Source organism: Nostoc sp. UCD121 (assembly GCF_014222285.1).
In the GTDB taxonomy this organism is placed as follows: domain Bacteria; phylum Cyanobacteriota; class Cyanobacteriia; order Cyanobacteriales; family Nostocaceae; genus Nostoc.
In genome coordinates, this window is the sequence record NZ_JACKZS010000011.1 from 62,235 (window position 1) to 76,960 (window position 14,726).

A 14,726-nucleotide genomic window follows, 5' to 3' on the forward strand; every position below is an offset into this window, starting at 1 on the left:
GAATTCTTTAATTACGAATTACGAATCCGCAAGCTTCATTACAATAAATAACGAATTATGCCGAGATGGGTTCAAAATTATCATTGAGAACATTCTGGTAAATTTCTACCAGCGTAGTTGCAATCAAAATAAATTAAGGCTTCCCTACTAGAGGTGAATGCTCTAGTTGTCGAGTAAGCGTCACTGTTTTGACTTGCTTCAGATGACCAAACTTTCAAATAGTAATCATTATTATCAGTAGCCCATAATTCATAACGGTAATCACCTCCCGAACCCTGACTAGTTAAATAATCAGCTAGCGCTTTATTTGATGCAGACAACAAGCTCAACACAGTCAAAACAGGAATTACAGCTACTTTTATTATTTGGATTAATTTCATAAATACACACAAAATTTACTCTCTCTAGCTTCTTTTATCGATGTAGCTTTTGAAAGCAGTAATTACCTTGAATATTGTGTGAGGATATCGTAATACCAATTTAATGTGAAGTTGCACATATCTTGATCCCCCTAAATCCCCCTTAAAAAGGGGGACTTTGAATTCCCCCCTTTTTAAGGGGGGCTAGGGGGGATCGAATTCTATGCAGCTTCAGAAAGAATTAGTATAAGGCATTTACAATAAGTTGGTTTATAGCCTACTCCTGAATACAGTTTAGATAAGACCAAAACACTTGTAGAGTCGGCGATTAATCGCGTCTCGAAAGACCAAAATTTTTGCCAGTAGCCATTAACCCAAGCGTCTCGGCTACTCCTGATTGAGTTGGAATTGAACCGCCGCCTGCTTTTCCGGTTTATTCCATGAAATACTTTACAAAACTTAACTTATACTAAATGATAAAAACTATCAATAAATCTGGTAGGATATCTCCAAGCTTATTGAGATAGATATTCATTAAGCTAAACATATATTTCAACAAGCAAGGCCAATAAGTATCCTTGCGTAAATTATTGCGTTCCAAATTCATATACCAGGTGGCAATATGTCAAAAAAAATCGGTCTGTTCTACGGTACTCAAACTGGCAACACTGAATCTGATGCTGAAAAAATTCGGGATGAGTTTGGTGGCGATGTTGTGACATTACATCCCATTTACGAGGCGGATACTACCACTTTTGATGAGTATGAATTACTAATTATTGGCTCTCCAACTTGGGATATTGGTCAACTTCAGAGCGATTGGGAAAGCTTTTTCTCCGATCTGGATGAAATAGATTTTAGCGGTAAGTTAGTTGCCTATTTTGGTGATGGAGATCAATATGGCTATGCCGATAATTTCCAGGATGCAATGGGAATTCTAGAAGAAAAAATTTCCCAGCGCGGCGGTAAAACTGTTGGCTACTGGTCAACTGAGGGTTATGAATTTGAGAATTCTAGAGCTTTGAAAAATGGCAAGTTTGTTGGTTTGGCACTTGATGAAGGTAGTCAATCTGATCTTACAGACGAACGAATTAAAACTTGGGTTACTCAGTTGAAAACAGAATTTGGTTTGTAGAAATTAGGGTAGCACAGCTAGCTGTGCGCCCCTACTATTGATAGTTTAGAAATTATAGGTAATTTATGTCTGATTCATTTGATGTTCTGTGGTTAAATGCTAGTCCTATTTTGAAGCGTTTTGATAAACCGTTACTTGATTACTTATCTGGGTATATGAGAATTGCCCAATGGGAATACCAACAAACCAAAGATGAAGCGAGTTCTATAGATCAAGCTGTGGAGTTGCTGTATGATTTTTTAGAATGGCGCGATCGCCCCGTGCATTTAGCGGGACATGGAATGAGTGGTGCGATCGCTTTAACCTTTGCTCGGCGATTTCCCCAAAAAGTGCGATCGCTAACTCTCCTGGCTGTAGCCGCTCAACCTGCAAACAATTGGCAAGCTCACTATTACTTTCAACGACAACTTTTTAGCATCAGCCGTGAGCTAGTTTTAGCAAGCACCGTTCGCAGTCTTTTTGGAAATCAACCACCTTATACCACTAAAAAGTTAGTAGCTGCCTTAGATAAAGATTTAGAACAATCTCCTTCACAACACTCTTTGTTTAAGTTGGTTTATTTACCCAAGGGTGGAGTTTCTATGCCAATGATGGTATGTGGTAGCAAGAGCGATCCGGTAGTCAACCCAACCGTATTGCATGACTGGTTCAATTGGTTGAAGCCAGAAGATAAACTCTGGGAATGCCCACAAGGATATCATTTTTTTCACTACTTCTATCCTCAACAGGTTGGCGAAGAAATTTTGAGTTTTTGGAAACGCCACCCTTCGCATTTGCTAGAAGCATCTGCACTATCTTTTAGCACTTCTACAAATTAAGTTAAGACTAGAGAGATTCTATGTGAGGCTGCGCTTGATTCACGTAGGGGTAATTCATGAATTGCCCCTACAGCCTGTAGTTTTGCATAACTCTTATAAAGCGCATTTTGTACCATTTCTTTGTGAGGTTGCGCCAAACCCTTTTAACTTCTTCTTTCTTTCTTTCTTTGTGTCCTTTGCGTCCTTGGCGGTTCGTTTTCTTTCTAATACTTAAATATGGTTTAGCGCATCTTCATACAGAATCGGTATTGAAACAGAAATAGTATTATATCCCCTCCACACAAACTTGAAATCCATTAGCTTACATCCCGATTTTTGGAATTAGCCACTTGGGTTTGGTAGTGCCGCCATTTTTCCTGTTGACGCGCTCTTTTCTCCTCGGTGAGACTATCAAAACAATAGGCACAGGAGATACCCTGCTCATATTTTGGAGATATTTTATCTTCTTCAGAAATTGGATACCCACAACAGAAGCACAACTCATAACTTCCTTCCTGCAACCCATGACTGACAGCTACTCGTTCGTCAAAGACAAAACATTCACCTTGCCATAAACTTTCTTGTGCCGGAACTTCTTCCAAATACTTAAGAATGCCGCCTTTGAGATGATAAACTTCTGCAAAACCTTGGGCAAGCATGAAAGATGAAGCCTTTTCACAGCGAATGCCACCTGTACAAAACAGGGCAACCTTTTTGTGTTTAGTTGGGTCGAGGTTGTTTACCACATAATCGGGAAATTCTCGGAATGATCCCGTTTGGGGATTTTCTGCCCCTTGAAAAGTACCGATATTCACCTCATAATCATTGCGAGTGTCAATCACAGTTACTTCTGGATCGCAAATCAAATCATTCCATGCTTGGGGACTGACATAAGTGCCAACTTTCTCAGTTGGATCAATTTCAGGCAACCCTAAAGTGACAATTTCTGACTTCAACCGTACCTTCATCCGCTCAAAAGGCGGAGTTTCAGTATGGGACTCTTTGTATTCTAGGTCTGCTAAACGGGGGTCACTACGCAGAAACCAGAGAACAGAATCAATCGCCTGACGCGAACCCGCAATTGTACCGTTAATGCCTTCTTGTGCCAACAAAATTGTCCCCTTGACACCTTGCGCTTGGCAGTAAGACAGCAGAGGATCTCGTTTCTCGGCAAAATCTGTCAGCTTGACAAATTTATACAATGCTGCAACAATTCTAGTGTTTTCTGAATTCATCCCTTTAGTAACAGACTAATATTAAGTTACAATAGCAACGTCAAACGAAGTTGCCTGCTATTTTAATTTTATGGGGGTTTAGCTCAGTTGGTAGAGCGCCTGCTTTGCAAGCAGGATGTCAGCGGTTCGAGTCCGCTAACCTCCATTGGATATAATTTATCTCAAGTGCGATCGCTAGTAATACCCAAATAAAACACACCTAAATCAAAATCTATTAATCTAGTACGGAATGGGGTTTGGCAATTATTAGGCGAAAAATTAAGAGATAGGTAAGTTAGTATTACATCCAATCGTCTTATTTTCAAAGCTGTACTTAGTGAGAAAAATCTCTACATAATGAAGTTAACTGTTACCTGACAAAACGTAGTTAATTTTGAGGTTCAAAATTCGCTGTTGAATTTGTTAGCAATGACAGCAGCCTTAATTAAATATTCTGCAAAAATATTTTTGTTCTGGAGTTAGAACCCACATTCTAAACCTCGTCTACCTTGAGAACCGTAGTTTTGTAGGTTGGGTGCAGCTATAGCGTAACCCAACATAAAATTTGGTGGTAATGTTGGGTTGCGTTTCACTCCACCCAACCTACATAAATATATCTTTCAAAAAAGTCTAGGTTTCAACATAGATGAGGTTTACGCTTTAATCGGTAAATAATTTTCGTTGGGATAAAGCAATAGTTCATAGGTAGAAGGGTTTTAGGCTAGTTCATTTTTCTGATTTTATTGTGCCGACTTACTTAGTATTAACACTTAATTTAGAATTACAAAAAGTGGAAACATGGGACGATAAAGTGTTGCTACAATAAACGTCTTAGTTGGTATCATCCAGAGGCAGTTAATCCAAGTTTGACTTAAATATATACTTTTAGGGGGTTGTTTGAAAAAGCGTCCATTGGGGTTAGTGGCAATTGTTGTCTACAAATCATTTGCTGCCTTGCTACTTATGGTTACTTCCATTGCTTTATTATTGACATTAAAAAATTATCGAACTCTAGAGGCTTTCTCAGAAAATTATGTTTTAGAAGGTAAATCTATAATTATTGATTGGATTTTAAAGAAAGTTATCAACTTAAATCCTAGAACTTTAGCATTTAGCGGCATTGGAGCAGCAGTTTATGCTATTGTTACTACTATTGAAGCCGTTGGTTTATGGTACGAGAAGCGTTGGGCTCATGTCTTGGTATTGGGGCTTGTCGGTATCAGTATTCCACTAGAAGTTTATGAATTAATTCAAGGAATATCTCTTATAAAAATATTCATATTTTTGTTAAATCTAGCTGTATTTGGATATTTACTCCAAAATTTTCCTAAACATCCAAAGTAATTTTTTATTCGATAATTAGGATCTATCTTTGAAGAGTTTATTAGTGCTGAGTCTTGATTAAAAAATAGTACTTATGAATCTTTTCACTCAGTACGTTGTACAATCGCTAAAAACACAATCTGGAGAGCGACTTGCCTAGATCGATTCAGTCTACTCAACCACCACTGAAATTTATTACTCAACGTTTTAATCCGTTGGTACTCCAGATTGTTCGGTGGTTACTGCCGATCGCACTACGGTTTCGCACTCGCCCTTGGCTAACGGCTGGGATTGTCGGTATTGAAGCCCAAAATGTTGAGGTATTAGCTGACCTTTATCAACAATTCCAGGCTGGAAAAATTCGCTTTTTGTTAGCATTCCGTCACCCAGAGGTGGAAGATCCTCTGTGTATGCTGTATTTGCTTTCCCGCATTGTGCCACGAGTTGCCCGTCAGGAAGGTATTTTACTGCAATCCCTTGTTCACAGTTATTTTCTCTATGACCGGGGTATGACGGTTTGGGCTGGAAATTGGCTAGGTTGGTTATTTTCACGGGTGGGAGGTGTGCCGGTTCATCGCGGTAGGCGACTAGATCGGCAAGCAATCCAAACTGCACGGGAGTTATTTGCTAATGGCGAACTACCGATCGCAGTAGCGCCAGAAGGAGGTACTAATGGTCATAGTGGTATTGTTAGCCCACTGGAACCAGGCGTTGCTCAAATGGGGTTCTGGTGTGTAGAAGATTTACAAAAAGCCAATCGCACTGAAACTGTGATTATTGTGCCGATCGCTATTCAATATCGCTACGTCGAGCCACCTTGGTCTAAACTGGATTGGCTGTTGAGTAAGTTAGAAGCTGATAGCGGCTTGGCAGTTAAAGAAATTGATCGGGGCACTCAAGAAGAGATTTACTATCAACGCCTCTGTAGGTTGGCTGAATATCTCATTACTGAGATGGAAGAATTTTATCGTCGCTTCTATCATCAAGACATCCCAAAAACCATCTCAACTGATGAATCTGCTAGTCCAAATCAGGTATTAATTGCCCGACTTCATCGCTTGCTGGATAAGGCTTTACAAGTTACTGAGCAATATTTTGGAGTTCAGGCACAGGGTAATTTTATTGACCGTTGTCGCCGCTTGGAAGAGGCTGGCTGGAATTACATTTACCGGGAAGATTTGCCAGATATCAATGCTTTAGCACCTTTTAAACGTGGTTTGGCTGATTGGATTGCTGAGGAAGCAGATTTGCGAATGCGGCACATGCGGATAGTGGAAAGTTTTGTTGCAGTCACAGCAACTTATATTCAAGAAAAACCGACAGCAGAAAGGTTTGCAGAAACAGCTTTACTTGTATTCGATATGCTTTCTCGAATTCAAAATACAACACTTCCAGGGCGACCTCGCTTAGGTTTGCGAAAGGCACATATCACTGTGGGAGAGCCAATTTCAGTTACTGAACGCTTTCGCAATTCTCAGGGCGATCGCTATGCAGTTAGACAAGGTGTAAGCGATTTGACAAAAGATTTGCAAATTGCTTTAGAGAAGATGATTAACTAAGGCGTAAATAAATAGGGCTTACGCATAAGCATTCCTTTCTTCTCTTTGCGTCCTTTGCGGTTCGTTAAAAAAATCTTGGGCGGCAAAGAGTTTTAGCCTTAACTGAACTGTATTAGCCTATAGTGATGTCAATTCCCGATTGGTAGTGTTATCTCAAACTCAGAACCTTGTCCAAAAGTAGAATTTACTTTCAAAGTACCTTCATGTTTTTCAACTATAATTTGTCGAGCGATCGCTAATCCTAATCCTGTACCTTTACCTACAAGCTTAGTTGTAAATAAATGCTCGAAAATTCGCTTTTTGACATCATCATTCATGCCAATACCGTTATCAGAAATTTGAATTTTGACGTGGGTATCATTATGTATTGATGTTGTAATAGTGATACAGTTAGGATTAACTGTAATTTCTTCAAAGCTATATCCTTGGTTTGATTCTTCTAACGCATCAATAGCATTTGCCAGCAGATTCATAAATACCTGATTAAGTTGTCCAGGAAAGCATTCTACTTCGGGAATATTTCCGTAGTTAGTGATGACTTCAATTGCCGGATGTTTTTCGTTAGCTTTGAGGCGATGTTTCAAAATTAAAATAGTGCTATCAATACCTTCGTGGATGTTAAAGGGAACTTTGTAATCCTTATCTGCCCGTGAGAAAGTTCGCAAACTAGTACTGATATTTTTAATGCGATCGCACCCGACATCCATTGACTCAATCATTTTAGGTATGTCTTCCAAGAGATAATCAATCTCAATCTTCTGGGCATGTTGTTCAATTTCTGCTGAAGATACCCCAGAACGGTACAATTGCAAATGCTCAATGATATCTTCTAATCCTAGCCTTGCTTCGTTGACATTTCCTGCGATAAACCCAATTGGGTTATTGATTTCGTGGGCGACACCTGCGACTAAGTTCCCCAGAGCAGACATTTTTTCACTTTGGACAATTTGTAATTGAGCTTTTTGTAAATCTTCGATGGCTTGTTCTAGTTGTTGGGATTTTTGCTGGACGACAGCTTCGGCAGCTTTGCGATCGCTAATGTCTACAATTAAACCATCCCAAACAATTGAACCATCATCTTGTTGCTCTGGACGAGATGCCCCTTGTACCCATTTCATCGTTCCTGATGGCGTAATGATTCGCCATTCGTGAACAAACGGTGTCAAGCTTTGAGCAGATTCCATCATTGCCTGATTGATGCCTGCAATGTCATCAGGATGTTCAAGAAAACGAGGGTTTTGCTGGCCGCTGATTATTTCTTCTGCTGTCACTTCATAAAGGTTATAACAGCCAGAACTTATATAGGGCATAGAAACCAAATGTTCTGGTGTGACATGGAGTTGGTAAATAGCTCCAGGAACATTATCGGTAACTTTCTGAAAACGGGCTTCGCTTTGCTGAAGATTCGCGTATAGTCGAGCATTTTCGAGAGAAATTGCCGCTTGAGTACAAAGAAAATTCAACACTAAAATACGATCGCGGGTAAATACCCCACTTGTCAAATTATTTTCTAAGTATAAAATTCCGACTAAACGCCCCTGGCTGAGTATCGGTAAACACAGCACACTCTTGGGTTGATGTTGGCTTAAATAATCATCAACTATCGGTAAATGAGTTTTGAGATTGTCAACCACAACCACATTAGCTGTATTTTTTACATACTGAATCAGCGCAATGGGAACATTAGGATTATTTTCGAGCGATTCTGACTTTAAACTTGTGCTATCAAAGGTAGTAATTGCGCGGATTTGCCATTTATCATCTTCAGGTAAAAGCAGCGCACATTTATCAGCACCAGCATTTTCGAGGATAATCTGGGTAAGTTGCTGTAAAAATTCATCGAGTTGAATTGTTGCAGAAAGAGTTTGTGACGCTCTGAGGATAGAGCTAAAGTCAAGGATATTGTTGATGCTAATACCAGAAGAAGTTGCGGTATGAGTCAGTGCGTGGACTGGGTTAGCAATTGTTGCTAAAGCTTCCAATGGATTTAGCGTTTGTACTACTTGTTGCAAAATTGGACGCAGCAATTCAGGGTAGCGTTTTTCTAAGTCATCCGTCTTGGCTTTGGCTCCCCACCGGGCATAGCAAGAATAAGCTGTCTGCATATAGGCTTGGGCGACTTTTTCTTTGCCCCAGTTGAGGTAAAATTTGGCGGCGAGTTCGTTAGCGAGGGCTTCATCTTGGAGGAAGCCGTTTTTATTGGCTTTTGCGATCGCGCGATCGTAAAATTCAATTGCCATAGTGCGATCGCTCAGAATTGCAAACCGTTCGGCTTCTACCAAATCCCAACGGTGTTGATGGTTACAAGGAGCTAGTGCTGCCCATCTTTGCATTTTCTCTTGATTAGCCTCGACTTGGGCGAGAATCTGTTGCTGTTCTGACTCAGTTGCAGCTTTGTAAAGTGACAGATGAATCAAAGAATCATAGAAAAAATACAAAGCGACACCGAATTGAGCAATACCAGCATCTAAGTATTGCTTTGCCTGGGCAGACTGCTGGGCAGCTTCTTGATATTGCCCAAACAAATACCAGAGAATTGTTTGATTAACTTGCCAATGAAAAAATCCCGTTCGGTCTTGAGTTGCTTGATTAAGGGATAATCGTTGTTCAGCATTATAAATGGTTCCCGTCAAGCGATCGGGAGATTGGTTATGTCCGAGTAAATTGAGTACAGCTTGATAGCACATCTCCAGATATTGCAGTGGCGATTCTTGCTTGATTGAACGGAGACTCTGGCGATAAGCTGCCATCTCGTTCGCTAACCCGGTTAATTCTCGCCCCGCAAAATAAGCATAATAACAATACCCTTGAGCATTTAATGCTGTACTCTCCATGTCTCCAGTTTCCAGTCCATTCTGGTAGCCCTCTTGCAGATACACAAGTTGTTCGCGCAGAGGATCTTTCCAATGACGGATAAAGTTGTAGACAATAAAGTAGGTTCTGCATTTAAAGGTTTTGGACTGTAATTCCAGCAGGTTTAACGCCAATTGTCCAAACTCATAACCAGCTTCCAGATTACCAAATACACCACAGAGGATGATGCCGTAGTCGCCATAAGCATAGACAGAAACAGGACAATTACCATATTTAATCGAAAATTCTACTTGCTTGAATATCAGTAGGGGCATTAAAACAGGTGTTGCCAGATAAGCAGCCGGAACCATTTTGCTCATGATTCTCATAGCTGCCAAATAGTGAGCATCGCTCATAGTGGATAAATTGAGCAAATCGAGAGAGGAATGTCCTTCCCATAACCGCATAGTTGCTTGCGCTGCCTGTCCAATATCTGCCGGAGTTGGTTGCTGAGGAAACTCAATACCCAATAGCTGCAACACTTGCGAACCAATGTTCAGCGTTTTCAATGGAAGACCTTGCGATTTTGCTGCCATCATTCTGGTTACGTAGATGGGAATGCTGTCGAGCAAAGTATTAGCATGTTGCAACACAATTTTTACCCATTGCTCCATCTGCTCAAAATCGGTATTGAGATAAGTAGCTTCAGCCACCTCGACATATAGCGTTAGGGTCAAGTCATAGTGACTTTCCCAAGAATGAGGCGGCAGCAAACTAATTCCCACAGTGAAATACTCGACTGCTACTGTGTATGCAGTTGCAGATTTTGCCCTCCGTCCAGCAATCAGATTTAATTCTGCCAGTTCTTGCTGCTCTGAAGGTTGAGTGATTAAGGCACTACCCGCGTTTAAATGAGTGACAATTTCAAATAGTCGTTCTTCCCGTTCCAAATCTGAGGAATTGCGTAACAATAACATCCCAATTTTGTAATGAGTGGCTTGCTTTTGTTCGTCTGGAATCAAGGAATAGGCAGCTTGTTGCACGCGATCGTGTAAGAATTTGTATACAGTATTTTGAGAAGTTTGTTGAGTAAATATTTGTTCTTCCTGCCCAACATAAAACTTATAAACTTCACTTTGGGGCAAAATTAAACCTTCTTGTAACCCATTCCACAAACAAGCTGCCGTTTCGATTTCTAACTGTTCAGAAACGATCGCCAATGTTGCTAAATCAAATTGATTACCAATACAAGCTGCTAACTTGAGAACCTGTTGAGTTGATTCTGGCAGCCTCCGCAATTGAAACGCCATGAATTCTAAAACATCATCCGTCATAGCTTGCTGATTAATTTTGGCAATATCACATTGCCAACAGCCTTCTTCAAAATTGAAGGTAATCAACCCATCTTGGTATAATGCTTTGAGAAACTGTGTAGCAAAAAATGGATTTCCCTGAGTCTTTTGACAAACCAATTGCGAAAGAGGAAATGCTAATTCTTCTTTGCAGCCTAATGTATCAGCTACTAATTGGTTCAATTTAACTTGACTCAGGTTTTGTAGATTTATCAAGTTAACTGTTGTACCAGCTTTCCCAATTTCGTCTAAAGTTGATATTAACGGATGGGGTGATGATACCTCATTATCTCTATAAGCACCAATTAATAATAAATATCCATCTGACTCATTCATTAGTAATTGGATCAATTTTAATGAAGCCAAATCTGCCCATTGCAAATCATCTAGAAAAATAACTAATGGATGTTGTTTAGTCGTAAAAGTTTGAATAAAAACTTTCAATAATAAATTAAATCGATTTTGTGCTGCCTCTGCTGTTAATTTTGGTATCGGTGGTTGTTGACCAATAATTTTTTCTAATTCAGGAATAACTTCAATGAAAATCTGTCCATTATCTCTTAATGCTGCGAGTATATTTTTTCTCCATTGTTGCAGTTGTTGATCGGTTTCTGTTAATAACTGCACCATCAAATCACGCAAGGATTGCACAAAGGCAGATAGGGGAATATTCCGGTTAAACTGGTCAAATTTACCTTTAATAAAATAACCGCGTTGCCGAATAATCGGTTTATTAACTTCGTTTACAACCGCAGTTTTACCAATGCCCGAAAACCCGGCAATTAACATCATTTCATGGCTTCCTAGAGAAACCCTCTCAAAAGCTTCTAGAAGTTGTTGGACGGCTGTTTCTCTACCGTATAATTTTTCTGGAATAATGAAGCGATCGCAAATATCCCGTTGCCCAATTTGGAAGCGCTCAATATTACCCGTTTTGTTCAGTTGCGAAAGACATTTTTCTAAATCATGTTTTAACCCTAAAGCACTTTGATAACGATCTTCAGCATTTTTCGCCATCAATTTCATGACAATATCGCCCAATACTTGCGGTATCTCTTTCTCTTCTTCCCTTCTGCCTCCTAATATTGGTGGTTGCTTGGCAATATGACAATGTACCAACTCCATTGGATCATCTGGCTCAAAAGGCAATTTTCCTGTCAGGAGTTCAAAAAATGTCACACCCAAAGAATAAAAGTCACTGCGGTAGTCTATACCTCGGTTCATACGTCCGGTTTGTTCAGGAGATAAATAAGCAAGGGTTCCTTCTAAAACCTTGGGATTAATCGGAGTTTGGTTTTCTCTAGGAAGTAAAGAAGCAATACTAAAATCGATGATTTTTACTTGTTTTGTATGCGGGTTAATCAGAATATTTGCAGGTTTGATATCCTTGTGGATTACCCGTTCTTGATGGAGTTCATGGAGAATATTACTAAGTTGCAGAGCAATTGTCAAAAACTCCACCAGTTCTAGTGATTGGTTTTTAGCATATTCTCTCAGAGAAATTCCCCCAAAATCTTCCATTACCAGAGCATAACCATTACGATATGCTTCTAGACTATGGGGACGAACGATAGTAGAAATATTTAAATTTTTGGCAATTGTGTATTGGTTACGAAACTGTAATAGTTCGTTAAAAGTAGGAGATTCTACTTGCAAAATTTTAATGACAACAGGTTGTTGATCCACCATTCTAATGGCTCTATAGACTTCAGCTTTGGAGCCTTGATAGAGGATTTCTATTAATTTATAGCCGCTAATTCTATAAACTTCAGGAATTGCTGTTGTCATGGTTATACTCTCAATAATCAAGATTGCTTGTCAACAATTTGACTTTTATTAGTAGATATATAGTTATTATTCCCAAAATTAGGGTTTGCTTTTCAAGAATATAGGGATAAGCTGATCCGCTTTTAGTTGTATATAGAACAATACCTTGGGTTAAGGCTTTGATCTTCCCTAAGCTACTTAAAAAGGAGGGAATGAGAGCAAGCAAACCACTCTACGCAAAGATACGATGATGCAACTTGATTGATGATTAGCTTAGTCTTCAGAAGAGGATTGAAATTCCTCCTGAACATAGCAACTAAAATTAAGAGATTCAACCTGGGACTTAAACCTTTACCTCAACTTCACTCAGCACGGACTAAACACCCCGCTATCCATGTACAGCAATCGTGAACTGATGGTTTTTGGATAACTGGTTCACCCGATTGGGTGAATGCGATCGCTGCATCCAGAACTACTCTGAAAGTAGAGGAACTTTTTCTGCTGTTAGTGATAACGCCAACAGCCAAAAAAGTCTCATAATGGCTATGATTGCCTTGAATATTATGTCAATTGCTTATATATCAAAGGTTCAAAGAGTGGATGAAATTGTTAAATCACCAGATTTCCAGCCAGAGAAGATCACTCTATTGGAAACAATTGCTGCCAATTTACCGGGGATGATTTTCCAAATTCTGCAACGGCAGGATGGCTCTGTGTTTATCCCTTATATTAGTTCTGGTTGTGAATATTTGTATGAATTAAAACCAGAAGCTGTACAGGCAGACTTTCAGGTGCTATACAAACTGATTCATCCACAGGATATAAAAGCTTTTAGAGAATCTATTACTGTTTGTAGTACTACATTTAAACCTTGGCATTGGGAAGGTCGCATCATTACGCCTAGTGGCAAACTGAAGTGGATTCAAGGTACTTCGCAACCCGAACTACAAGAAGCAGGCGATTTTCTTTGGAATGGCTTAGTCATGGACATTACAGACAGAAAACAAGCCGAAGAAAAATTGCAAGCGAGCGAGGCTCGGTATAAAGCAATTTTAGATGCTATTCCCGATTTGATGTTTCGCATTAGCCGCGATGCCGAGTATCTCGATTTGAAAAGTGAGGGAGCAAATATCACTCTTTCGAGAGAAGAAATAGTTGGAAAACGCGTGCAAGAGTTATTGCCTAGTGATGTTGCAGCAATTAGCCTGGAAGCGATCGCTAAAACTTTAGATTCTGGAACTTTGCAAACTTGCGAATATCAACTAGCAACGCCTTTGGGAGTCAGAGATTATGAGGCGCGGTTGGTAGTGAGTGGTGAAGATGAGGTACTAGCAATTGTCAGAGACATCACAGAACGCAAACAAGCAGAAGTCAGCTTACAAAATCTGGCTCAAAAATTTGCTAAGGCTTTTAGTTGCAGTCCCGATTCCATTACCATTAGTACACTACAAGAAGGGCGCTTCATCGAAGTTAACGACAGTTTTGTCAAACTCTCCGGTTATGAGCGAGATGAGGCGATTGGTAAAACTTCTTTTGAATTAAATCTTTGGGTAGACGATCGCGATCGCCTAAATTTGTTACATCAGTTGCAAAGCACAGGAGTTGTTCGCAATTTGGAATTTGAATTTCGGCAAAAGTCTGGCAAGATAATTACAACGCTGCTTTCAGCCGAAATCATTGATTTAGATAATATCCCTTCGATCCTAGCAGTCCATCACGACATTACAGAACGCAAGCAAGTAGAAGCGCAATTTCGCCTATCAGCACAACGCGATCGCTTGTTGGCAGAAACTCTAGTGCGAATTCGGTCTTCCCTTAACTTAGAGGAAATTCTGCAAACCACGGTAACAGAAGTTAGACAATTTCTGCAAGCAGATAGAGTTTTCATTGGTTTAAATAATGCCAAGTTAGGAGTCAGAACCCTTGCCGAATCAGTAGATCCCAAGTATCCATCAGTCTTAGGTTGGTCTACTAATGATGAAGCTTATTTACAAGAATTGAGAAACTTACTAAAAGATAATCTTGTGCGTGTTGTTGAAGATATTACACAAATAGCAGTATCTCCCAAAGTTAAAGCACACTATCAAAAATTTCAAACTAAGGCTAGCTTGGCAGTACCACTAATGCTAGGCAATGAATTATTTGGAGCATTAATTGCCAATCAATGCTCAGGTTCGCGCCATTGGCAGCCAATAGAGATTGATTTGTTACAACAGATGTCAGAACAAGTAGCGATCGCCATTCAGCAAAGCCAGATATACCAAAAACTTGCAGAACTTAACACTAATTTAGAACAACAAGTCGAAGAACGAACAGCACAGTTGCAGCAGAAAATGCAAGAATTTGAAAAACTGGATCGTATAAAAGATGTTGTTTTGCATACAGTTGCCCACGATTTACGAACTTCGGTAATGGGTAACTTAATGG

At 39.7% G+C, this 14,726-nt stretch carries 8 protein-coding genes and 1 tRNA gene; 6 read left to right on the top strand and 3 right to left on the bottom strand.

The window, feature by feature from the left end; translation table 11 throughout:
• Positions 1-80: 80 nt before the first annotated feature.
• Complete coding sequence (locus GNF10_RS04320; RefSeq protein WP_185584746.1) at positions 81-380, bottom strand: hypothetical protein; 300 nt, start codon at positions 378-380, stop codon at positions 81-83.
• 601 nt (positions 381-981) lie between these two features.
• Here GNF10_RS04320 and fldA point away from each other — a divergent pair.
• Both fldA and GNF10_RS04330 read left to right on the top strand, forming a co-directional pair.
• Positions 982-1,494, top strand: coding sequence for a flavodoxin FldA (gene fldA, locus GNF10_RS04325; protein WP_185584747.1), 513 nt, complete (start codon positions 982-984; stop codon positions 1,492-1,494).
• Positions 1,495-1,559: 65 nt separating this feature from the next.
• Positions 1,560-2,312: an alpha/beta fold hydrolase gene (locus tag GNF10_RS04330; RefSeq protein WP_185584748.1), complete on the top strand. Its 753-nt coding sequence runs from the start codon at positions 1,560-1,562 to the stop codon at positions 2,310-2,312.
• Between the two features lie 296 nt (positions 2,313-2,608).
• Here the strand turns inward: GNF10_RS04330 and GNF10_RS04335 are convergent, their stop codons facing one another.
• The gene (locus GNF10_RS04335; protein ID WP_185584749.1) at positions 2,609-3,526 is read right to left on the bottom strand and encodes a rhodanese-related sulfurtransferase; all 918 of its coding nucleotides are present in this window, start codon (positions 3,524-3,526) and stop codon (positions 2,609-2,611) included.
• 72 nt (positions 3,527-3,598) lie between these two features.
• Between GNF10_RS04335 and GNF10_RS04340 the strand changes: the two genes are divergently transcribed.
• The 3 genes from GNF10_RS04340 to GNF10_RS04350 all read left to right on the top strand — a co-directional run bounded on the left by GNF10_RS04340 (position 3,599) and on the right by GNF10_RS04350 (position 6,387).
• A tRNA-Ala gene (locus tag GNF10_RS04340) sits at positions 3,599-3,671 on the top strand.
• Between the two features lie 731 nt (positions 3,672-4,402).
• A complete protein-coding gene (locus GNF10_RS04345) occupies positions 4,403-4,849 on the top strand; it encodes a DUF2127 domain-containing protein (protein ID WP_185607119.1) in 447 nt (148 codons plus the stop codon).
• Positions 4,850-4,980: 131 nt separating this feature from the next.
• Positions 4,981-6,387 (top strand): 1-acyl-sn-glycerol-3-phosphate acyltransferase, encoded by a 1,407-nt coding sequence (locus tag GNF10_RS04350; RefSeq protein WP_185585474.1) that lies wholly within the window; start codon positions 4,981-4,983, stop codon positions 6,385-6,387.
• A gap of 128 nt (positions 6,388-6,515) precedes the next feature.
• Here GNF10_RS04350 and GNF10_RS04355 read toward each other — a convergent pair whose 3' ends face one another.
• Positions 6,516-12,320, bottom strand: coding sequence for an ATP-binding sensor histidine kinase (locus GNF10_RS04355; protein WP_185591947.1), 5,805 nt, complete (start codon positions 12,318-12,320; stop codon positions 6,516-6,518).
• Positions 12,321-12,838: 518 nt separating this feature from the next.
• On the opposite strand from GNF10_RS04355, the gene GNF10_RS04360 reads away from it, so the two are divergent.
• The coding region (locus GNF10_RS04360) for a PAS domain S-box protein (protein ID WP_185607120.1) at positions 12,839-14,726 on the top strand (1,888 nt) is incomplete at its 3' end.

What these genes read in the sequence shown, in the direction of transcription:
- GNF10_RS04355 (WP_185591947.1), bottom strand. Translation starts at nt 12,320, where the DNA reads ATGACAACAGCAATTCCTGAAGTTTATAGAATTAGCGGCTATAAATTA.
- fldA (WP_185584747.1), top strand. Translation starts at nt 982, where the DNA reads ATGTCAAAAAAAATCGGTCTGTTCTACGGTACTCAAACTGGCAACACT.
- GNF10_RS04320 (WP_185584746.1), bottom strand. Translation starts at nt 380, where the DNA reads ATGAAATTAATCCAAATAATAAAAGTAGCTGTAATTCCTGTTTTGACT.
- GNF10_RS04335 (WP_185584749.1), bottom strand. Translation starts at nt 3,526, where the DNA reads ATGAATTCAGAAAACACTAGAATTGTTGCAGCATTGTATAAATTTGTC.
- GNF10_RS04330 (WP_185584748.1), top strand. Translation starts at nt 1,560, where the DNA reads ATGTCTGATTCATTTGATGTTCTGTGGTTAAATGCTAGTCCTATTTTG.